Source organism: Mesorhizobium sp. M6A.T.Cr.TU.014.01.1.1, assembly GCF_004022765.1.
In the GTDB taxonomy this organism is placed as follows: domain Bacteria; phylum Pseudomonadota; class Alphaproteobacteria; order Rhizobiales; family Rhizobiaceae; genus Mesorhizobium; species Mesorhizobium mediterraneum.
This window is the reverse complement of the sequence record NZ_RZPG01000020.1, coordinates 80,334-99,995: the sequence shown is the minus strand read 5'-3', so window position 1 is coordinate 99,995 and position 19,662 is coordinate 80,334. Positions and strand designations below refer to the sequence as shown.

16 protein-coding genes and 2 pseudogenes are annotated in these 19,662 nt (G+C 62.3%); 12 read left to right on the top strand and 6 right to left on the bottom strand.

Going from position 1 to position 19,662, the window contains the following annotated elements:
• Positions 1-125 precede the first annotated feature (125 nt).
• The 3 genes from EN885_RS22155 to EN885_RS22145 are packed head-to-tail and all read left to right on the top strand — an operon-like array spanning position 126 to position 3,579.
• Complete coding sequence (locus EN885_RS22155) at positions 126-1,073, top strand: ABC transporter permease (RefSeq protein ID WP_095486671.1); 948 nt, start codon at positions 126-128, stop codon at positions 1,071-1,073.
• The gene (locus EN885_RS22150; RefSeq protein ID WP_095486672.1) at positions 1,070-1,939 is read left to right on the top strand and encodes an ABC transporter permease; all 870 of its coding nucleotides are present in this window, start codon (positions 1,070-1,072) and stop codon (positions 1,937-1,939) included. Before EN885_RS22155 ends, EN885_RS22150 begins: the two co-directional genes overlap by 4 nt.
• Positions 1,936-3,579 (top strand): dipeptide ABC transporter ATP-binding protein, encoded by a 1,644-nt coding sequence (locus EN885_RS22145; protein ID WP_128242636.1) that lies wholly within the window; start codon positions 1,936-1,938, stop codon positions 3,577-3,579. The genes EN885_RS22150 and EN885_RS22145 overlap by 4 nt, the downstream gene beginning before the upstream one ends.
• Before the next feature lie 13 nt (positions 3,580-3,592).
• Here EN885_RS22145 and EN885_RS22140 read toward each other — a convergent pair whose 3' ends face one another.
• Positions 3,593-4,030, bottom strand: a complete 438-nt coding sequence (locus tag EN885_RS22140) for a TerB family tellurite resistance protein (protein WP_095486750.1) — start codon at positions 4,028-4,030, stop codon at positions 3,593-3,595.
• Between the two features lie 581 nt (positions 4,031-4,611).
• Here EN885_RS22140 and EN885_RS22135 point away from each other — a divergent pair.
• The 3 genes from EN885_RS22135 to EN885_RS22125 all read left to right on the top strand — a co-directional run bounded on the left by EN885_RS22135 (position 4,612) and on the right by EN885_RS22125 (position 6,244).
• Entirely contained in the window at positions 4,612-4,782 is a 171-nt protein-coding gene (locus EN885_RS22135) for a hypothetical protein (RefSeq protein ID WP_095486751.1), read from the top strand.
• A 99-nt stretch (positions 4,783-4,881) separates the two neighbouring features.
• On the top strand, positions 4,882-5,715 hold the full coding sequence (locus EN885_RS22130) for an AraC family transcriptional regulator (protein ID WP_128242637.1): 834 nt from the start codon (positions 4,882-4,884) through the stop codon (positions 5,713-5,715).
• 106 nt (positions 5,716-5,821) lie between these two features.
• Positions 5,822-6,244: a VOC family protein gene (locus EN885_RS22125; protein ID WP_128242638.1), complete on the top strand. Its 423-nt coding sequence runs from the start codon at positions 5,822-5,824 to the stop codon at positions 6,242-6,244.
• Here the strand turns inward: EN885_RS22125 and EN885_RS22120 are convergent.
• Positions 6,241-7,707, bottom strand: a complete 1,467-nt coding sequence (locus EN885_RS22120) for a cobyric acid synthase (protein ID WP_128242639.1) — start codon at positions 7,705-7,707, stop codon at positions 6,241-6,243. The genes EN885_RS22125 and EN885_RS22120 overlap by 4 nt on opposite strands.
• Positions 7,707-8,321, bottom strand: coding sequence for a dimethylsulfonioproprionate lyase family protein (locus EN885_RS22115; RefSeq protein WP_127294424.1), 615 nt, complete (start codon positions 8,319-8,321; stop codon positions 7,707-7,709). The genes EN885_RS22120 and EN885_RS22115 overlap by 1 nt, the downstream gene beginning before the upstream one ends.
• Positions 8,322-8,459: 138 nt before the next feature.
• Between EN885_RS22115 and EN885_RS22110 the strand changes: the two genes are divergently transcribed.
• The 5 genes and pseudogenes from EN885_RS22110 to EN885_RS22085 form a co-directional block, all read left to right on the top strand.
• Positions 8,460-9,623 (top strand): isobutyryl-CoA dehydrogenase, encoded by a 1,164-nt coding sequence (locus EN885_RS22110; protein ID WP_128242640.1) that lies wholly within the window; start codon positions 8,460-8,462, stop codon positions 9,621-9,623.
• 51 nt (positions 9,624-9,674) lie between these two features.
• Positions 9,675-10,042: pseudogene (locus tag EN885_RS22105) on the top strand (four helix bundle protein).
• 44 nt (positions 10,043-10,086) lie between these two features.
• Positions 10,087-10,971: a 3-hydroxyisobutyrate dehydrogenase gene (gene mmsB / locus EN885_RS22100; protein ID WP_128242641.1), complete on the top strand. Its 885-nt coding sequence runs from the start codon at positions 10,087-10,089 to the stop codon at positions 10,969-10,971.
• Between the two features lie 204 nt (positions 10,972-11,175).
• Positions 11,176-11,421, top strand: coding sequence for a hypothetical protein (locus EN885_RS22090; RefSeq protein WP_128242642.1), 246 nt, complete (start codon positions 11,176-11,178; stop codon positions 11,419-11,421).
• A 73-nt stretch (positions 11,422-11,494) separates the two neighbouring features.
• Positions 11,495-13,503 (top strand): annotated as a pseudogene (locus EN885_RS22085) (ABC transporter ATP-binding protein/permease); the annotation flags it as partial.
• 216 nt (positions 13,504-13,719) lie between these two features.
• Here EN885_RS22085 and EN885_RS22080 read toward each other — a convergent pair.
• The 3 genes from EN885_RS22080 to EN885_RS22065 all read right to left on the bottom strand — a co-directional run bounded on the left by EN885_RS22080 (position 13,720) and on the right by EN885_RS22065 (position 19,124).
• Positions 13,720-14,544 (bottom strand): methyltransferase domain-containing protein, encoded by an 825-nt coding sequence (locus EN885_RS22080; RefSeq protein WP_128242644.1) that lies wholly within the window; start codon positions 14,542-14,544, stop codon positions 13,720-13,722.
• Between the two features lie 903 nt (positions 14,545-15,447).
• On the bottom strand, positions 15,448-16,827 hold the full coding sequence (locus tag EN885_RS22075; protein WP_128242645.1) for an aspartate aminotransferase family protein: 1,380 nt from the start codon (positions 16,825-16,827) through the stop codon (positions 15,448-15,450).
• 221 nt (positions 16,828-17,048) lie between these two features.
• A complete protein-coding gene (locus EN885_RS22065) occupies positions 17,049-19,124 on the bottom strand; it encodes a prolyl oligopeptidase family protein (protein WP_128242646.1) in 2,076 nt (691 codons plus the stop codon).
• A 130-nt stretch (positions 19,125-19,254) separates the two neighbouring features.
• Between EN885_RS22065 and EN885_RS34320 the strand changes: the two genes are divergently transcribed.
• Positions 19,255-19,518, top strand: coding sequence for a hypothetical protein (locus EN885_RS34320; protein ID WP_245493124.1), 264 nt, complete (start codon positions 19,255-19,257; stop codon positions 19,516-19,518).
• Positions 19,519-19,662: the final 144 nt, after the last annotated feature.

Genomic DNA, 19,662 nt, shown 5'->3' with positions numbered 1-19,662 from the left:
AGCGTTGCAAGGCCAGCGCCGGCATGGAAACTGCCAATCTCCCCCCTTGAGGGGGAGATGTCCGGCAGGACAGAGGGGGGTCCGGCGCGACAGCCCGACCGCTCGATCGCTTCCGTTCCGCCCCCATGACCGCCTATCTCCTCAAGCGTCTTGCCATCGCCCTCATCACGCTGGTTCTGGCCTCCATGGTGGTCTTCGCCGTGCTGGAGATCATTCCCGGCGACCCGGCGCGGCTGATGCTTGGCATGAACGCCAGCGCCGACCAAGTCGATTTGCTGCGCAACCAGATGGGTCTCAACGCGCCCCTTGCCTCGCGCTATCTGCACTGGGCCGGTGGCTTGCTGAGCCTCGATTTCGGCCGTTCCTACACCTATTCGGTGCCGGTCATCGATCTGGTCCGCGAGCGCGTCGTTGTCTCCCTGCCGCTGGCGCTGATCGCGCTGGCGCTGTCCACTATCATTGCCATTCCGGTCGGGCTGTTTTCCGCCGGCCGGCACGGACGGGCCGGGGACACGATTGCGATGGGTGCCGCCCAGCTTGGCGTCGCCGTGCCGAACTTCTGGTTTGCGCTGATGCTGATCTACCTGTTTGCCGTCTGGCTGCGGCTGGTGCCGGCGGGTGGCTTTCCGGGGTGGAGCGCGGGCGTCTGGCCAGCACTGAAATCGCTGTTCCTGCCGGCGATCGCGCTCGCCCTGCCGCAAGCGGCGATCCTCGCCCGCGTCACCCGCTCGGCGCTGATCGAAGTGCTGAACGAGGACTATATCCGCACCGCCCGCGCCAAGGGCCTGCCCTATCGCGCGGTGCTTTGGCGGCACGCGCTGCGCAACGCCATGATCCCGGTGCTGACCATTCTCGGCCTGCAATTCGCCTTTCTGCTCGCCGGCACCATCATCATCGAGAACGTCTTTTACCTGCCGGGCCTTGGCCGGCTGGTGTTCCAGGCGATCACCCAGCGCGACCTGATCGTCGTCGAAAGCGTCGTCATGCTGCTGGTCGCCGCCGTCATCGCCGTCAACCTGCTTGTCGATCTCTCCTATGCGGTCGTCGATCCGCGCCTGAGAAGCCGCCAATGACGCTGCGCTTCGACATCCCGGAAGAAAATTTTGCCGACATCCTGGCCAAGGCCTTCACCAACCGCTCGTTTCTCGCCGGCTTCGTCATCACCGCACTGGTGGCAGTGATTGCCATCGTCTCGTTTTTCTGGACGCCTTTTGACGTCACCAGGCTGATCATCGCCGACAAGACCCAGGCACCCTCGCCGGCGCACTGGTTCGGCACCGACCATTTCGGCCGCGACATTCTTTCCATGATCATGGTCGGCGCCCGCAATTCGATCGCCGTGGCGTTGGTGGCGGTCGGCATTGGCATGGGCATCGGCGTGCCGCTCGGCGCCTTTGCCGCGGCGCGCGGCGGCATCGTCGACGAAGCGGTGATGCGGCTGAATGATCTCGTCTTCGCCTTCCCTGCCCTGCTCTCGGCGATCATGATCACCGCCATTTTCGGGCCGGGCGCGCTCAACGCCATCATCGCCATCGGCATCTTCAACATCCCGGTCTTTGCCCGCGTCGCCCGGGCCGGTGCGCTGGCGATCTGGCCGCGCGAATTCATCCTTGCCGCGCGCGCCGCCGGCAAAGGCAAAACGCTGATCACGCTGGAACATGTGCTGCCCAACATCGTCACATTGCTCCTGGTTCAAGGCACCATCCAGTTCGCGCTCGGCATCCTGGCCGAAGCCGGGCTTTCCTATGTCGGGCTGGGCACACAGCCGCCAATGCCGAGTTGGGGGCGGATGCTGTTCGATGCGCAGACCCGCATGGTGGCGGCGCCGTGGATGGCGATCTTTCCAGGCATGGCGATCGTCGTCACCGTGCTTGGCCTGAACCTGCTCGGCGACGGTATTGCCGACATCCTCGATCCCAAATCGCGGCGGCAGCGATGAGCTTGCTCGAAATCGAGAAACTGTCGCTGAGCATCGGCAACACACCGATCCTGAGGGATGTCGAGCTCTCCGTCGCGCCCGGCGAGGTGATGGGGCTGGTCGGCGAATCCGGCTCGGGCAAGTCGATAACGGCGCTGACGGTGATGCAGCTTCTGCCCTGGGCGGCGCGCGCCACGGGGCGCGTCACCTTCGACGGCATCGACATCCTTGCGGCCAGCGAAGACCAGATGTGCGCGCTGCGCGGCGACGATATCGGCATGGTTTTCCAGGAGCCGATGACGGCACTGAATCCGGTCAAGACCATTGGCGAGCAAGTCGCCGAAGGCATCCGCTGGCACACCAGGGCAAGCCGAGCCGACGCCGAGGACCACGCGCGAAAAATGCTCGACCGGGTCGGCCTGCCGGCGGCGCAGTTTCCTTTGTCACGCTATCCGCACGAGCTTTCCGGCGGCCAGCGCCAGCGCGTCGTCATCGCCATTGCCTGCGCGCTGAAACCCAAGCTGCTGATCGCCGACGAGCCGACGACGGCGCTCGACGTCGTGCTGCAGGCGCAGATCCTCGACCTGTTGCGCGACCTGGTCGCGGAAAACCGCATGGGCCTGCTCTTGATCTCGCACGACCTTGCGGTGGTGACCGAGATGGCGGATCGCATCACCATCCTGCGCCATGGCGAAGTGATGGAGGCCGGCGACACGGCGCGCACTTTGTCGGAGCAGCTTCATCCCTACACGCGACAACTGGCGCAGGCCTCTATGCATGTCCCGGCGCGCGCCAGGACACATGAGGTCGGCCTGGACAACCCCCTGCTCCAGGGTGCCAAACCCCTGCTCCAGGTAGACAGCGTGACGCGGGACTATCCGGGACGTCGAAAATCGCTGCTGAAGCGGGCGGCCCCGATCCGCGCCGTCGACGATGTCTCGTTTTCGATTGATCCCGGCCAGTCAGTGGCTCTGGTCGGACGTTCGGGCTGCGGCAAGTCCACGCTTGCCCGCATGGTCCTGGCGCTGGACGGGCCGACATCGGGAACGATCCGGTTTCGGGGGCAGGTCATCACCGGCAAGAGCGAGGCTGAGCTCAAGCCGGCGCGCCGCGACATGCAGGTGGTGTTCCAGGACCCTTACGGCTCTTTCGACCCGCGCCTGAAGGTCGAAAAGCTGGTCGCCGAGCCACTGCACGTCCTGGAGAAGAAGCCGACGAATGCCGAGCGGCGCGAGATGGTGGCAAAGGCCTTGCACGAGGTCGGCCTCAGCCCACGCGACATGGACAAATATCCCCACGAATTTTCAGGCGGCCAGCGCCAGCGCCTGTCGATCGCCCGCGCTATCATCACCCGTCCCAAACTGGTCGTCGCCGACGAGCCGGTCTCGGCCCTCGATGTCTCTATCCGCGCCCAGGTTCTCGACCTGTTCGCCGAGCTCAACCAGAAGCTCGGCATCGCCTACGTCTTCATCACCCACGATCTGACCGTCGCCCGCGCCATCACCGACGCGGTGATGGTCATGCATGAGGGCAAGATCGTCGAGCGCGGTAGGACGAGCGAGGTTCTCGACCATCCGCAATCCGAAGCCGCCAAGGCGCTGGTCGCCGCGGCGCCCGATTTGCACAGGGCAATAGGGCGCCGGTTACAGGAACAAGGGTGAGCGGCGGGCCGCTTCAGGCTTGCGTTTGCGGCTTCACCGCATCGGCAGGGCTGATGTCGAGCAGGTCGAGCGTGCGGCGCAAGAGCTTCATCTCGTTCCCGGCAAGTTGTGAATCGGCCTTGGCGATCTCGGCCATGTGGCGGGCAAGCAGCTTGCGCCGCTCGACGTCGAGGTCACGAAACTGCGCGATGGCTTGCGAGCTGTTGGTCTCGTAGCCGAACTCGTTGAGATATTCGATGACGCTGTCGATGCTGGCTTCCGGAATGCCGAAGGCTTCCCGGCAGATGCGCCTGAGCGCGACCATTTCGCTCTCGCTGACCGAGCCGTCGGCGAGAATCATACGAAACAGCATGAGCAGTTCCGCCGACAGCACAGGATCGTCCGCAACCTTGCGCACGCCGGGGTCGCCGTCGAAGATCAAGCGTATCTGGTCCAGTAAAGCGAATGCCATCAGCGTCCCTTTCCGATTCGTCAAATGCATGTCGCTCAAAAGTGCGTAGCGGTTTTGAGATAACGACATGCATAAAACAAAAGAGCCAAGCGCGTCGCGGCGCGCTTGGCATAGGTAGCGCGGAATCGGCCTTGCGCAAACGGGTCGGCTGGGTTCGAACGGGGCAATCGCTTCAGGTTTTTAATTCGCCTCCTCATCCTTTTCCGGGCATTGGCGCTGCCCTTCACCTGCCTGCCGGCATCCTCTCCCCGTATAGCGACGGGGAGAGGGGCGCTCTCGTCACCGGTTTCGCCAATCACCAGCGTCGCAGGAAGGGCGCCGAAGCTGCGGCCAGCCCCTTCTCCTGCCCGGCAGGGCGATGAGGGGCGGCGCCAAGATCGACAATTGGTGGTCTCCGCCACAATTTGGAAACTGTCATCCGTCTGAAGGGATTGCCCCTCGTGATCGAACGCGCCGCATCCTTCTGTCCACTTCCCACCAAGCTGCTGGCCGATCCGGCGAACCCGCTGCGCGCGCTGATTGGTGTGTGACGGCGCGCCTGATAGTATGCGGTTGTACGAATCATGTTGGAGGAGCCACACATGAATCTCAGTGCGCCTACACAGCTTATTTTCATCATATCCCTTGTTATCGCCATTCTCGGCCTTCTTGCCGCTTTTGGCGTCCTTGCGTTTATTCCCATACCCGCGGTTTGGATTGCCCTCATCGCTTATATCGTGCTTGCCGGTGGCTGCTTGATGCGCGGCGCTTAAGCACTCGGATCTCAGGCAACTCGGAGCGCCCGGCCACAAGCCGGGCGCTTTTGATTTGGAGGGATGGTCTGTTAGACTCCATGGGCGGAAGGAAAGCTCATGCCCGCCGAGAGCGAAGACGGCAGCCGCCATGAAAATCCCGGCCTCGACCCGTTCGAGATGGTGCGGCGCGCGCCCGGCCCTCGGCTCCGGTGCGCGGTCACCGACATCTGCGGCTACCGCGAAACAATGCCCGGCCGTTTCCGCAACGTCGAATATGCATCGCTGATCGTCCCACTGGTCATCAGCTTTGCTGAACCCTTCGCCATCGGGCTCGGCAAGGAGCCGGGCGACAATGACCGCTTCGCCAGTTTCGCCGCCGGCCTCTATGCCGGTCCGGTGGTGATCGAATCCTTCGGTGGCGCCTGCTGCGTCCAGGTCAATTTCACCCCGCTCGGCGCACGACGCTTCTTCGGCCTTCCGATGAGCGAACTGACCGACCGCATGGTCGGCCTCGACGATGTGCTTGGCCTCGAAGGCATCGCGCTGCGCGAAAGACTTGGCAATGCGCGCGACTGGAGCGCACGCTTTGCCACCGTCGAGGCATTCGTCGCCGCGCGGCTGACTGAGAGCCGGGAAACGCAGTCCGAAATCGCTTGGGCCTATGAACGGATCATCGTCTCGGGCGGCCGCATTCGCGTGTCGTCGCTCGCCGACAGGATAGGCTGGAGCCGCAAGCATCTCGCAGGAAAGTTTTCCAACGCGATCGGCGTCGGCCCCAAGACGCTGTCGCGCATCGTCCGCTTCAACCGGGCGCTCGGCCTTTCAAGGCACGGCCAATCCGGTTGGGCCGATATCGCCGCCGATTGCGGCTATGCCGACCAGGCGCATCTGGTTCGTGAATTCCGCAACCTTGCCGGCGAAACGCCGACGACGCTTGCCACCCAGGCATAGACGCTCAGCGTCTTTACAGAGAACGCTCAGGTAACATTTCTTCAAGACGGGCGAACAGCCTTCGCCCAGACTGGGTTATCCACCAATCCAAACGAAGGAGATCGTCATGCCGAACACCACCGAAGCGCCCAGGCTCTATCCAACCTTGCGCTATCGCAATGCCGCCAAGATGATCGACTGGCTGGGCGAAGCCTTCGGCTTTGCCGTTCATGCCCGCTACGGCGAAGGCGATATCGTCCATCACGCCGAACTGACTTTCGGCTCCTCGATGATCATGCTGGGCACCGCACGCGACGACAAGTTTGGCCAGATGATCGGTGCACCGAGCCCAGGTGGTGGCAGATCGATCTATGTTGCCGTCGACGATGCCGATGCCGCTTATGCCAAAGCAAAAAAGGCCGGCGCCGAAATACTGGAAGAGCTGACCGACCGTGACTATGGCAGCCGCGAGTTCATCTGCCGCGATCCGGAAGGCAATGTCTGGTCCTTCGGAACCTACTGGCCGAAGGCCACCGAGCCCGCCAGCTAACGCGCGAGGGCAAAAATCGCGTCGCAGTCGAGGTGGGTCTCCAGCTTGGCTGCAACCTCGTCCAGCGCCCGTTCGACCTCGGCGCGGTAGTCGATGCCGCCGCCTTTGACGCCGAGGTTTTCGAGGAATTTCGCCCGAAAAGCGTCGGCGGAAAACAGCCCGTGCAGATAGGTGCCCGATACCTTGCCGTCGGTCGAGATAGCGCCGTCATCGACGCCATTGATGACGGCGGATGGCCGCAGCGTGTCCGGACCGGTGGTGCGGCCGAGATGGATCTCATAGCCTTCGAGCGGCAGGTCGAATTGCACCGAGTGCGCGCTGACGTTGCGCACCGTCTTTTCCGGCTCCATCACCGTTTCGACGTCGAGCAGGCCAAGCCCTTCGGTCTCGGTAACGCTGCCCTCGATGCCGTCGGGGTCGCGCACGATACGGCCGAGCATCTGAAAGCCGCCGCAGATGCCGACCACATGCCCGCCGCGCTTGCGATGGGCGACAAGATCACGGTCCCAGCCATTCTCGCGAAATCTCAGGAGATCGCCGATCGTCGACTTGGAGCCGGGAATGACCACCAGCCCGGCGTCCTCCGGGAGATGCTGACCGGGCGGCACGAAGACAACCTCGACTTCGCGTTCGGCCTTGAGCGGGTCGAGATCGTCGAAATTGGCGATGCGTGAAAGCATCGGCACCGCGACCTTCAACGCGCGCTTCTCGCCGGAAGTCAGGCGCTCAAGCACAACCGAATCCTCCGAGGGCAACCGCGCCGCCGCCTTCAGCCACGGCACGACGCCAAAACAGTGCCAGCCGGTGAACCTCTCGATCGCCTTGATGCCGTCATCGAACAGCGAGACATCGCCGCGGAACTTGTTGATGAGGTAGCCGACGATCATGCGCCGGTCCTCTTCCGGCAGGATCAGATGGGTGCCGGCGATCGAGGCGATGACGCCGCCGCGGTCGATGTCGCCGACGAGGATCACCGGCACGTTGGCGCGCGTGGCAAAGCCCATATTGGCAATGTCGCGGCTCCTGAGATTGATCTCGGCCGGCGAGCCGGCGCCCTCGACGATGACGAGATCGGCGCCTTCGCCGACCTTCGCCCAGGAGTCCAGCACCGCATCCATCAGTTGGCCCTTCAGCGCCTGGTAGTCGCGCGCCCGCGCCTCGCCGAACACCTTGCCCTGCACCACCACTTGCGCACCGGTATCGGTCTGCGGCTTGAGCAGCACCGGGTTCATGTGGACGGAGGGCGCCGCGCCACAGGCGATCGCCTGCAGCCATTGGGCGCGGCCGATCTCGCCGCCGCCGGCACCCGGAATGTCGGCGACGGCTGCGTTGTTCGACATGTTCTGCGGCTTGAACGGCCGCACTTTCAGCCCACGTTTTTTCGCTGCGCGGCATAGCCCCGCGACCAGCACCGTCTTGCCGACATCGGAGCCCGTGCCTTGCAGCATGATCGCTCTGGCCATCAGTCCTTGCCCTGTGCCGTCGTTCCGGTGATCGTCGACTTGGCCGCCAGCGGGCCGCCGCGCCAGATGTAGAGCGCCAAGAGAGGCTCCTTGCCGGTGCGCATGGCGTGGCTGACATCGGAGGCATGGTGGATCACCTCACCCGCCTCGCGCCTGCGAAATTCGCCTCCGCCCATGCGCCATTCGGCGCCGCCGGTCAGCGGAATGTAGATCTCCTCGGCGACGTGATGATGGTCGGGATAGACGATATCAGGCCCGAGGATCAGCAGGCCAGCCGCAACCTCGTCGTTGACGAAATGGCCGCGCGTGCCGAATACTTCCAGCCACCCGTAATTGTCGATGAACGTCTTGCCGAAATCCGCCTCGCCGTAGGTCTGCCCCCAGTGCAACTCCCCGCGACGCTCGGCAACCAGCCGCACCAATGGCTGGGCGTTCGCTGCAGCGAGCTCGACGATTCGGTCGAGCTGGCGCAGGCAAGCGAGCGGATGCGGCTCGAGCGGACGCGCCGGCATGGCCCAGCCGATCCGGGCCACGGCATCGCGCACCAGCGCATCATCGAACGTTTCGAGAGTGGCATGGGAACGTTTGAGCAGCTCATCGAAATTTGTCGTCACGCCTTGCTCCAGACACGCATTAGCGCACACCCGCTTCACAGATGGTCGGCTTGCGCGGCGGCATCATTGGTCTAGATTGAGCGGCGCGCAAAGCCAAAAACGACAGGCCAGCAGGCCGGAAACATCAGGGAGCACGCTATGGACGCCGCTGTCGATGCGAGCACCAGCCAGTTCGAGCTCAACGAGGACCAGCGCGCCATCCAGGAGATGGCCGAGGCCTTCGCCGCCGACCGGGTCGCGCCGAATGCGCTCGACTGGGACCGCAACAAGCATTTTCCGGCAGATGTGATCCGCGAGACGGGCCCGCTCGGCCTTGGCGGCATCTATATCAGCGACGATGTCGGCGGCTCGGCGCTCGGCCGGCTCGACGCCGTGCTGATCTTCGAGGCGCTTTCGCGCGCCGATCCGGCATTTTCGTCCTTCATCTCGATCCACAACATGGTGGCGTCGATGATCGACCGCTTCGGCAGCAACGAGCAGCGCCAGCGCTTCCTGCCGAAGCTGACCTCGATGGAATGGCTGGCCAGCTATTGCCTGACCGAGCCGGGCTCGGGGTCAGATGCCGCGGCGCTGAAGACGCGAGCGGTGAAGGGCGGCGACTATGTGCTGAACGGCGTCAAGCAGTTCATCTCGGGCGCCGGCGACAGCGACATCTACATCGTCATGGCGCGCACCGGCGCCGACGGGCCGAAGGGCATTTCCACCTTCGTCGTGCCGAAGGATGCGCCCGGCCTGTCCTTCGGCGCCAACGAGCACAAGATGGGCTGGCACATGCAGTCGACCCGCCAGGTCATCTTCGAGGACTGCAAGGTGCCTGCGCAAAACCTGCTCTCGGCCGAAGGCGCCGGCTTCGGCATCGCCATGGCCGGGCTCGACGGCGGCCGGCTCAACATCGCCGCCTGTTCGCTGGGCGGCGCCCAATCGGCGCTCGACAAGGCGCTGGCCTACACCGCCGAGCGCAAGGCCTTCGGATCCAAGATCAACCAGTTCCAGGCGCTGCAATTCAAGCTCGCCGACATGGAGACCGAGCTGCAAGCAGCGCGCATCTTCCTCTACGCCGCCGCCTCGAAGCTCGACCGCAACGCGCCCGATGCCTCGAAATGGTCGGCGATGGCCAAGCGCTTCGTCACCGACATCGGCTTCAACGTCGCCAATGACGCCCTGCAACTGCATGGCGGCTACGGCTATTTGCACGACTACGGCATCGAGAAGCTGGTCCGGGATTTACGCGTCCACCAGATTCTCGAAGGCACCAACGAAATCATGCGCGTCATCATCGCACGCGCCCTGATCGGCCGCTAAAGCATCTAGCCAGTGGGCAGTAGGCAGTAGGCAGTAGGCAGTAGGTGAAAGATGACCGGCAAGATCAATTCGTACAAGGATCTTATCGTGTGGCAGCAGGCGATGGATCTGGCCGTCACCACCTACTCATTGACCAAGGCATGGCAAAAGAGGAATTGTATGGGTTGACCAGCCAAATCCGCCGCTCAGCGACCTCTATCCCCGCAAACATCGCGGAAGGTTATGGCCGAGACAACAGAGGCTCTTATCAACAATTTCTCAGAATAGCCCAAGGGTCGCTGAAGGAGTTCGAGACGCACCTCCAGATCGCTGAACGCATTGGCCTTGCCACCCATGATCAAGCCTATCACATGCTGTTAGCAACCGAGGGCATCGGAAAAATGCTTCGCCAACTTATTATCAAGCTTGCGCCCAAATAGACCGCCTACTGCCTACTGCCTTACCCAAATCACGGAGCGCCATTATGACCACCATCGCCTTTATCGGCCTCGGCAACATGGGTAATCCGATGGCCGCCAACCTCGTCAAGGCAGGGCATACCGTGCACGGGTTCGATCTGATGCCGGAAAGCCTCGTCATCGCCAGGGATCATGGCGTCGTCGTCATGGCCAATGCCATTGCCGCGGTGAAGGGCGCCGATGTGGTCATCACCATGCTGCCGGCCGGCAAGCACGTCCTGTCGGTCTACGAAGACATCGCGCCCAAGGCGAAAAAAGGCGCGCTGCTCATCGATTCCTCGACCATCGACGTCGAATCGGCCCGAAAGGCCCACGCGATCGCCGCAAGACATGAGCTTTTGTCGATCGACGCGCCGGTTTCCGGCGGCACCGGCGGCGCCACCGCCGGCACGCTGACCTTCATGGCCGGTGGCTCGAAGGACGCCTTCGCCAAAGCCGAGCCAGTCCTCAAGCCAATGGCCGGCCGTATCGTCCATTGCGGCGATGACGGCGCCGGACAGGCGGCAAAGATCTGCAACAACATGATCCTCGGAATTTCGATGATCGGCGTCGCCGAAGCCTTCGTTCTGGCGGAAAAGCTCGGCCTGTCGCATCAGGCGCTGTTCGACGTCGCCTCGACCTCCTCCGGCCAATGCTGGTCGCTGACCACCTACTGCCCGGTGCCTGGTCCGGTGCCGACATCGCCGGCCAACAATGGCTACAGGCCTGGGTTTGCCGCAGCATTGATGCTGAAGGACCTGAAACTGTCACAGGAAGCCGCGCAAAGTGCCGGCGCGGTGACGCCGCTCGGCGCCGAAGCCGCCCAGCTTTATGCGCTGTTCAACGCCCAAGGACACGCCGGTGCCGATTTTTCCGGCATCATAAACTTTTTGCGCGGTACCCCGGCGTAAGCCTCGAACTCGACGAGGCTTTTCGATTTCCCGGCAAAAGAAACATCGCAAATTTAGATTTGCTTAAACTCTCGATAACCCCCCGGTAACGATGTGCCTGTAAAACGGAATGCGAGGCGGCATATCGCATCCGCCCGGCGCTCCGGATCAGGTCTCGCGTACCGGAGCCCGTAAGTTTCGCAAGTGTTCCGTTAGCGAAGCGCCATGCGTATCTGGCAAAGCCGCGTTCCCGATGGAGCGCGGTTTTTGCATTTCGTATTCTTCAAGGACAGTGACACGATCGCCCCGGCGCGCCTCCAGATGATCGTCGGCCTGGTGGCGGCGATCCTGAGCTACGTCGACCCACAGGTGGCCGCTCCAGTGCTCCCTAGCGCGAGGGTTCCGGTCGCTCGTCATGTTCGTTCCATGGCCTCGCGATCGAATCCCCCCGCCGCCGTGAGCACGATCTGAGATGACCTAGCTCCTGAAGCTCATTGGATCGAACATCATGAAACCTTCTCATTTTTAAGCCGTTATCGCCGGTATGTCCGAGGCTAAATTCAAGCCGAAATCGATCTCCAAATCGCGCGATGCCGAGAAGTCGCGCCAGGAGAAGCAATCGACTGTCGAAGTCGCGTCTGAGGTCGCCGGCGCGGCCCCGCCGCCGGACTTCATCGAACCCGATCCAGAGCTCACTCCTGAGGAGGCCGAGCAGGCACGCAAGAGATACTTGCTGAGGCGTTTCTGGATCAGCGCGCGCGGTTATTGGGGCCGCGGAGGCGATAGGCTCGCATGGCCGTTCACGATCGGGCTCTTGGTCCTGATCATCATCAATGTCGGCTTCCAGTATGGGATCAATGTCTGGAACCGCGCAATTTTCGACGCCCTTGAGCAACGCAATGCCCGCACCGTTTATATCCTGAGCGCCGTTTTCGTGCCGCTCGTGCTCGGAAGCGGCAGCCTTGTCGTTGCGCAAGTCTTCCTTCGCATGACGATTCAGCGCCGCTGGCGTTCCTGGCTCGCCACCGCGGTCATCGCGCGTTGGCTTGCAAGCGGCCGCTACTTTCAGTTGAACCTCGTCGGCGGCGATCACCAGAACCCCGAAGCCCGCATCACCGAGGATTTGCGGATTGCCACCGAATCTCCGGTCGATTTCATCGCCGGCGTCATCAACGCGTTTCTGTCGGCCTCGACCTTCATCGTGGTGCTCTGGACGATCGGTGGGGCCTTGACCCTGACGATCGCAGGTTCGACCGTGACCATTCCCGGCTTTCTCGTCATCACCGCGGTAACCTATGCCGCGATCACATCCACCTCGATGGCGGTCATTGGCCGCCACTTCGTCCGCCTCTCCGAGGAAAAAAATCAGGCGGAAGCCGAATTCCGCTACACGCTGACGCGGGTGCGGGAAAACGGCGAGAGTATAGCATTGCTCGGTGGCGAGGAGGAGGAGCGTAGCGGCATCGGCAAGACGTTCGCCCATGTGCTCAAGCAATGGGCGCTTCTTACAGGCCAGCACATGCGCACAGCGCTGGTGTCGCAGGGGGCAAGTTTGTTTGCGCCTGTCGTGCCCGTTTTGCTTTGCGCTCCAAAGTTTCTCGAAGGCAGCATGACACTTGGACAGGTAATGCAGGCTGCCTCTGCCTTTGCCATCGTGCAGGGCGCGTTCGGATGGCTGGTCGACAACTACCCCCGTCTCGCCGATTGGAACGCCTGCGCACGGCGCATCGCCTCACTGATGATGTCACTCGACGGACTCGAGCGCGCGGAACAGAGCAACACACTGGGACGCATAAAGCGCGGCGAAACTGCAGGCGATGCGATGCTCAGCCTGAACAATCTGTCCGTGTCGCTCGACGACGGCACCGCCGTGGTCAAGGAAACTAGGGTCGTGATCGAACCAGGCGAGCGGGTGCTCGTTGCCGGCGAATCCGGCTCAGGCAAGAGTACGTTAGTGCGGGCCATCGCAGGTCTGTGGCCGTGGGGTGGCGGCAGCGTCAACATCCGCGCCGACAGACGGCTGTTCATGCTGCCGCAAAGGCCTTACGTACCTACCGGGACGCTTCGCCGCGCAGTCGCCTATCCAGGCGCCGCCGATCGCTGGACGCTGGGTAAGATCAAGGCTGCCCTCAACAAGGTCGGACTCGATTATCTGAACGACAAGATCGAGGACGACGCGCCATGGGACCAGACCTTGTCGGGTGGCGAAAAGCAGCGGCTCGCCTTCGCACGTCTTCTGCTGCACAGCCCCGATATCATCGTGCTGGATGAAGCAACGTCAGCACTCGATGAAAAGAGTCAGGACAAGATGATGGAGATGATCATTCACGAATTGCCGAAGGTCACCATCATAAGCGTAGCGCATCGCGCCGAGTTGGAAGCCTTCCATAGCCGCAAGATCACATTGGAGCGGCGCGAGGGCGGCGCAAAGCTTGTCAGCGACGTCGATCTTGTCCAGCGTAAGAGCAGACGGAACTTGCTTGTGCGATTTCTCGGGCGCCGGCGCGCCTACCGAAACGCAGCACGACATTGAGCAAAGCGGCGCTGCCCGAGACAAAAAGTGAAGTCCGCCGGGCGGGCCTGGGGCAAGGGCAGCAAGAAAGCAGCCCGCGCCGCGCGCACTGCGAACTAAGTCCGACGTCTGCTCGATGGCTTGGCGATGGCGGCTTGGCCGACAACTTCGGGCGCATCGCCGGCCCCGATGGCAGATGATCGTCGGCCTGGTGGCGGCGGTCCTGACCTACGTCGACGACCACCGCGTCAGCTGCACTATTTGCGTGCGAGCACGACGTGAGCCTCTTGGGGGAATGTCAGCTCCCCTCCAGTTGAATAGATTGCCAGCGAGGAACTTACATCCCCCATGATCGCTGCGATGACTACGTCCCGTTGTCCGGCATCCATTCCGCTGACCAGCCCAGCCTGCGGAGTCGCTGCCAGCTGTAGTCGCACATATTCCTTTGACGAGGGGAATCGGATGTTCTGTGTCGTCGTGTGGATGGTCACCTGACGAAATCCCGCCCCGGTCACAAATCGGTAAAGCTCGTCCGCGTCGGCGAGTGAATGCTCGGACCGTTTCGTCGCCGAAGCGCCTGGACCGAGATGCCGATCCAGGGCATCCGCCAGCGCCTTTGCCGCAGGAGTATGCTCAATAGCGCTGAAAACGCTTAAGGCCAGTCGGCCGTCAGCCACCAGAACCCGGAACATCTCACGCAGCGCACTCGATCGGTCCGGAAAAAACTGCAGTCCGAGCTGGCAAAGAACCAGATCGAAGGTGGAGTCAGGGAACGGCATCTCGAGCGCGCTTCCCTCGTGCCAGTCAATACGCGGTCCAGCGCCGCTAGGGAGCGATCGAGCAACGGCAAGCATGCCCGTGTTGATGTCGAGGCCGATGACCTGCCCACTTCCCATACGCTCGGCCGCCGAGCGTGCCACCACGCCTGTGCCGCAAGCTACGTCCAGAACCCGCTCACCAGATCGAGGCGCAGCACGATCCACCAGGTCGGCAGCCCACAGGGCTGTGATTGCCGGAACCAGGTAGCGCTCGTAGAGTTCCGCGGCGCTACCTTCCAGCTGCCATTGCTCCTGCCGGGCCATAGCGTCCCTCCCGCACAATGAGCCGCTCCGACAACGGGCCCGATCGGCGCTTCAAGCAGCCATCATAAAGCGCCTATCTGTCACAGAGCAACCGGGCGATAGAAACAAGGATACAGAGCAGATCGTTAGGACGGTCCGCACACCTTGCGAGCGTCGCTTTCTGGAGCTGCGTTAGTCAGTCGGAGGCTAATGGCGTTTTTAACGGAACGCTAATATAAAAGGACGTTCGAACGAGCAGCGCCTGCCAAATCCCTGAGGGAATGCCATGCGAAGGTTCATCTTCACGGCAATGTGTATCGCCGCCGCAACGGCCGCTAACGCCCATGATTGGTACGAAGACAAGATTGACCCAGAGACGAAATTCAGGTGTTGCGGTGGTTCTGATTGCCGCGCCATACCTCGGTCTTCGGTGCGGTCCAGGATAGACGGCGGTTACACTTATTTGCCGCATAATTTCACCATCCCACGGGACCGTGTACAGGAATCCCCGGACGGCCAATACCATATCTGCGAGAATACCTACGTCGTAACCAATCAGCTGTATTGGCGTTGCTTTTTCGCGCCTCGTGTCGATGTCTCTCTACTTCTCGCACGTTAAGGTAAATACGGCGCGTCGCGGCCGCATTCCTCGTAGCGACCCTTGGTGAGCGGCTCCTCCGGTTGATACTCGCAGGACAGCCCGTCGACCCTGGGGCAGGACCGACACGGCGCGCATCAGATTGATGTTGCGGTCGATGACCCATCGAATGCTTCTGGAAGCTGACCTTCTTGGGGTTCGTGCTCAGGGTGTAGGAGACCTGATTGCCAAACTCACGGCCGATCCTCGCCTGGCGAGATCTTCGGCAGAATGCGGCATTCAAACGCCGGGCGTCTGGCTGCAGGACACCCGGCGATCGTTTTACCCTACCGCTTGCGCAAATCCGCTTGGGCCAGATCAAGCGCCTTGGCGATGCGGCCGCAAGCCATGTCGATTGTCTCGCGCGTCCAGATCAGCGGCGGCGACAGGATCATCGTGTCGCCGGTGGCGCGCAGCATCATGCCTTGCGCAACTGCGTGGTCGCGGACAAGCACGGCCGCGCTTCCGGCCGGCAGGAAGCGCTCCTTGGTCGCCTCGTCCCTGACGATCTCGATCGCCCCCATCAGCCCGATCGAGCGCACTTCGCCGACCAGATCGTGACCGCCAATGTGCTCCTGCAGCGCCTTGGCGAAATAGGGTCCAGTGTCGTTCTTGACCCGATCGACCAAACCTTCCCGCTCCATGATCTCGAGGTTCTTCAGCGCCACAGCGCAGGCCACGGGGTGGCCGGCATAAGTATAGCCGTGATTGAACTCGCCGCCCTTCTCGACCAGCGTCGCGGCGATGCGATCACCGACCAGCAGCGCCGACAGCGGCTGATAACCGGAGGTCAGCGCTTTGGCGGTGGTGATGGTATCGGGCTCGATGTCGAAGGTCTGAGCTGCGAACCACTCGCCGGTGCGGCCATAGCCGGTGATGACCTCGTCCAGCATCAGGAGGACATCGTATTTGCGGCAGATGCGCTGCACTTCCGGCCAATAGCTCATCGGCGGTATCTTCACGCCGCCTGCCCCCATCACCGGCTCGCCGATGAAGGCGGCGACCTTGTCGGCACCGGCTTCGAGGATGGCGTCCTCGACGGCCTTGGCCGCGCGCAGGCCGAAATCATGGTCGCTTTCACCGGGCAGAGCCAGCTCGTAGGCATAGGGCATCATCACATGCACGATGTTGGGAACCGCGCCGTTGAGCTGCTTGTGCATCGGCTCCATGCCGCCCAGCGAGGCGCCGGCGATGGTCGAGCCGTGATAGGCGGTCTTGCGCGAGATGATGCGGTTCTTCTCCGGCTTGCCTTCCAGTGCCCAATAGTGGCGGACAAGGCGCAGCGCCGTATCGTTGGCCTCCGAACCGGACGAGCCGTAGATCACCTGGTTGACGTGCTTCGGCGCCAGTTCCGCCAGCTTTTTTGCCAGCAGCACCGGCGTCGGTGTCGAGCATTTGAAGAAGGAATTGTAGTAGGGCAATTCCTTCATCTGGGCGTAAGCCGCGTCGGCCAGCTCATCGCGGCCGTAACCGATGTTGACGCACCACAGCCCGGCCATGCCGTCGAGGATTTCCGTGCCTTCGGAATCGTAGATGAACGGACCGTTGGCGTGAGTGATGATGCGTGAGCCGGCCTCGCGCATCTCCTTGTGATCGGTGAACGGATGAAGGTGATGCGCAGCATCGATCTGCTGAAGCTGCTTCAGCGAATAATTCTGGTAAGTCATGTCTGATCTTTCCTCTTGAACCAATCCGGCGTTTTGCAGCCGGGGCGGATTCGTCAGAGGAGCGCGGGTGGCGAATAGCCGATGCGAGCGCAAAGCCGCAAAAGCTCGGCGCGAAGCGTGCGCGGCGACGGCGTCACCGCCACCCCAAACGCGCAACATGTCCCCATCCGAGCCATGCAGCACCTTATGCCGCCTGATGCGATCAGTTCAAGTCGTTCCGTTCAAGCGGTGCTGGTCAGCGCACGTTGCAGGAAAACATACTTCATTGCGGCCTGTGCCGCTTGCGGCCGGCGATCACCGCGCCCGCCATGGCCGCCCTCGGTCTCCTCGAAGAACAGCGTCTTCGCATGGCCGGCAGCCTGCAGCCGCCCGGCCATCTTGCGCGCGTGGCCGGGGTGGACGCGGTCGTCGGCGGTCGATGTCGTTAGCAGCACCGGCGGATAGGCAGCGTCGGCCTTCACATGCTGATAGGGTGAGTAAGCCGCCAGCCACGCGGCGTCTTCCGGCTTAGCCGGATCGCCATACTCGGCCATCCAGGAGGCGCCAGGCGGCAGCTCGGTGTAGCGCAGCATGTCGAGCAGCGGCACGTCGATAATCACCGCACCGAAAAGCTCGGGATGCTGGGTCAGCGAAACGCCGGTCAGCAGGCCGCCATTCGAGCCGCCTTGGATGCCGAGCGTCGCCGGCGTGGCGACGCCGCGTTTCACGATGTCTTGCGCGACCGCGGCGAAATCGTCGAAGGCCTTCTGGCGATTGGCCTTGAGCGCAGCCTGGTGCCAGTTCGGACCGAACTCGCCGCCGCCGCGGATATTGGCCTGCACATAGGCATTGCCCTTTTCCAGCCACAGCCTGCCGCGCACGCCGGCATAGCCGGGCAGCAGCGGCACTTCAAAGCCGCCATAGCCATAAAGCAATGTCGGCACCGGACCGTCCTGGTCGCGTTGCCTGACGACGAAGTAAGGGATCATGGTGCCGTCTTTCGAGCGTGCCTCGAACTGTTCCGACACAAGGGACGAAGCATCGAAACGCGCCGGCTGCGATTTCACTGTTGTCAGCGTCGCAGCATCGTCGTCCGACCAGATGATCGAGCTCGGCGTCAGGAAATCGGTGAAGGAGAAGGAGACGCTGGAGCCGAAATGTTCGGCATGGGCGATGCCGACATTGCCATTCTCCGGCAGCGCGACAGGCTTCAGCGACCAGCGGCCGTCATCGCGCTCGCAGACGACGACCTTGCCGCGCACATTGTCCATCAGGTTGATGAACAACCGGTCCTGCGTGCGGGCAATGCCGGCGATCGAAACCCGATGCGCCGGCTCGAGCACGGCATCGATTGGTCCCAACGCATCGGTTTCGATCCAGCGCGCGAAATCCAGCGAATAGAGGCCGTCAGGCTGGCACAGCGTGCCATCCGGCGCCGTCCACGGGCTACGCACCCCGAAGACGAACTGATCCCGGAACAGCGCCGTGTCGGTGACGTCGTCCGGCAGCGGGAAGCGCCTGTTCTCGCCGGAAGGCAGACGCAGAAAACTGTGCGAGGCAAAGAAGTCGAGCGTCCGGGTCAGAAACAGATGCCGCTTGTCGCCGTCGAACTCGAGGGAACCGCCGGCGGCGAGATCCTGCTTCTGCGCCTCGAAGATCGGCGTCGCATCCTCCAGCCTGGTGCCGCGCTGCCAAAGCTTGACCACGCGTGGATAACCGGACTGGGTTTTTTCGTCCTCCTCGAAGGCGGCCGAAACGATGACGGTGTCCTTGTCCAGCCAGCTGAAGCCCGATTTCGAGGCGGGCGCGCGAAAGCCACCCTCGACAAAGGACTTGGTGTCGATGTCGAATTCACGCATCTCACTGGCGTCGCCACCATCCGGCGACAGGCTGAGCAGGCAGCGGCTGAAGTCGGGGTAAAGCCGGCTGGCGCCGCTGAACACCCATTTCACGCCCTCTTTGGCGGACAGATTATCGAAGCCGATGATCGTCTCCCAATCCGGCTTCTCGGTCTTGTAGGAAGCGACCGTCGTGCGCCGCCAGAGGCCGAGCACATTGGTCTTGTCCTGCCAGAAATTGTAGACATGGCCGCTGAGTGCAGACCCGACCGCAATGTTGTCCTCGGCCGTCATCAGGTCGAGCGCGGTCTGGAAGGAGGCCTGGTAGGACGGATCATCCTGCAATTCACCTGTTGTAACCGCGTTCTGACGGTGGACCCAGTCGAGCGCTTCCTTGCCTGTCCTGTCCTCCAGCCAGAGAAAGGGATCCTCGGTCTCGCCAACTGGACCCTGCTGCTTCTGTGCGATCGACTTTGTCATGTGGTCTCCGAAAAATTCGTCGAGTTCGGTGCCACAAACATCGGCGTGGCGCTATCGAGATTCAATTGAAACACGTAAAATGAACGGCCTCCGTATAGCTAGGCCTTCTGCGTGGGGTGAAGGAAACTTCATGCAACGTCTCTACATTGCGAATGAGAAGTTTGATCCGGTCAACGGCACAGGGTGGAAGGAGTACATTCAGTGGTCGGGCCTTACCCAGTTGACCGAGGTTGTCACGCTCGACGGGATGCTCTGCGCATTCGCACTACCAGAGACGAAGGACAGCCACTGGCCCCACATTGTTAACGAAGACAACATGCTCAACTTCTTTGTGGACCTGGACTTCCTTCTTTCGGAGTTGGCGATACGAGCAATCTCAACGTCCTTGGCGTGATCCGAAGGCCATCAACGGACGTGCGCCACCTTGATTGGAATGGATTCACGTTCCTCGGCTATGACTTGCTGGACCAGGACGTTTCAACAAGCGCACTAACCAATTGCGGCGGCTTTCCGGAAGCATTCGCGAACTCGGAACTCT

What these genes read in the sequence shown, in the direction of transcription:
- EN885_RS22155 (WP_095486671.1), top strand. Translation starts at nt 126, where the DNA reads ATGACCGCCTATCTCCTCAAGCGTCTTGCCATCGCCCTCATCACGCTG.
- EN885_RS22150 (WP_095486672.1), top strand. Translation starts at nt 1,070, where the DNA reads ATGACGCTGCGCTTCGACATCCCGGAAGAAAATTTTGCCGACATCCTG.
- EN885_RS22145 (WP_128242636.1), top strand. Translation starts at nt 1,936, where the DNA reads ATGAGCTTGCTCGAAATCGAGAAACTGTCGCTGAGCATCGGCAACACA.
- EN885_RS22140 (WP_095486750.1), bottom strand. Translation starts at nt 4,030, where the DNA reads ATGGCATTCGCTTTACTGGACCAGATACGCTTGATCTTCGACGGCGAC.
- EN885_RS22135 (WP_095486751.1), top strand. Translation starts at nt 4,612, where the DNA reads ATGAATCTCAGTGCGCCTACACAGCTTATTTTCATCATATCCCTTGTT.
- EN885_RS22130 (WP_128242637.1), top strand. Translation starts at nt 4,882, where the DNA reads ATGCCCGCCGAGAGCGAAGACGGCAGCCGCCATGAAAATCCCGGCCTC.
- EN885_RS22125 (WP_128242638.1), top strand. Translation starts at nt 5,822, where the DNA reads ATGCCGAACACCACCGAAGCGCCCAGGCTCTATCCAACCTTGCGCTAT.
- EN885_RS22120 (WP_128242639.1), bottom strand. Translation starts at nt 7,707, where the DNA reads ATGGCCAGAGCGATCATGCTGCAAGGCACGGGCTCCGATGTCGGCAAG.
- EN885_RS22110 (WP_128242640.1), top strand. Translation starts at nt 8,460, where the DNA reads ATGGACGCCGCTGTCGATGCGAGCACCAGCCAGTTCGAGCTCAACGAG.
- mmsB (WP_128242641.1), top strand. Translation starts at nt 10,087, where the DNA reads ATGACCACCATCGCCTTTATCGGCCTCGGCAACATGGGTAATCCGATG.
- EN885_RS22090 (WP_128242642.1), top strand. Translation starts at nt 11,176, where the DNA reads ATGCGTATCTGGCAAAGCCGCGTTCCCGATGGAGCGCGGTTTTTGCAT.
- EN885_RS22080 (WP_128242644.1), bottom strand. Translation starts at nt 14,544, where the DNA reads ATGGCCCGGCAGGAGCAATGGCAGCTGGAAGGTAGCGCCGCGGAACTC.
- EN885_RS22075 (WP_128242645.1), bottom strand. Translation starts at nt 16,827, where the DNA reads ATGACTTACCAGAATTATTCGCTGAAGCAGCTTCAGCAGATCGATGCT.
- EN885_RS22065 (WP_128242646.1), bottom strand. Translation starts at nt 19,124, where the DNA reads ATGACAAAGTCGATCGCACAGAAGCAGCAGGGTCCAGTTGGCGAGACC.
- EN885_RS34320 (WP_245493124.1), top strand. Translation starts at nt 19,255, where the DNA reads ATGCAACGTCTCTACATTGCGAATGAGAAGTTTGATCCGGTCAACGGC.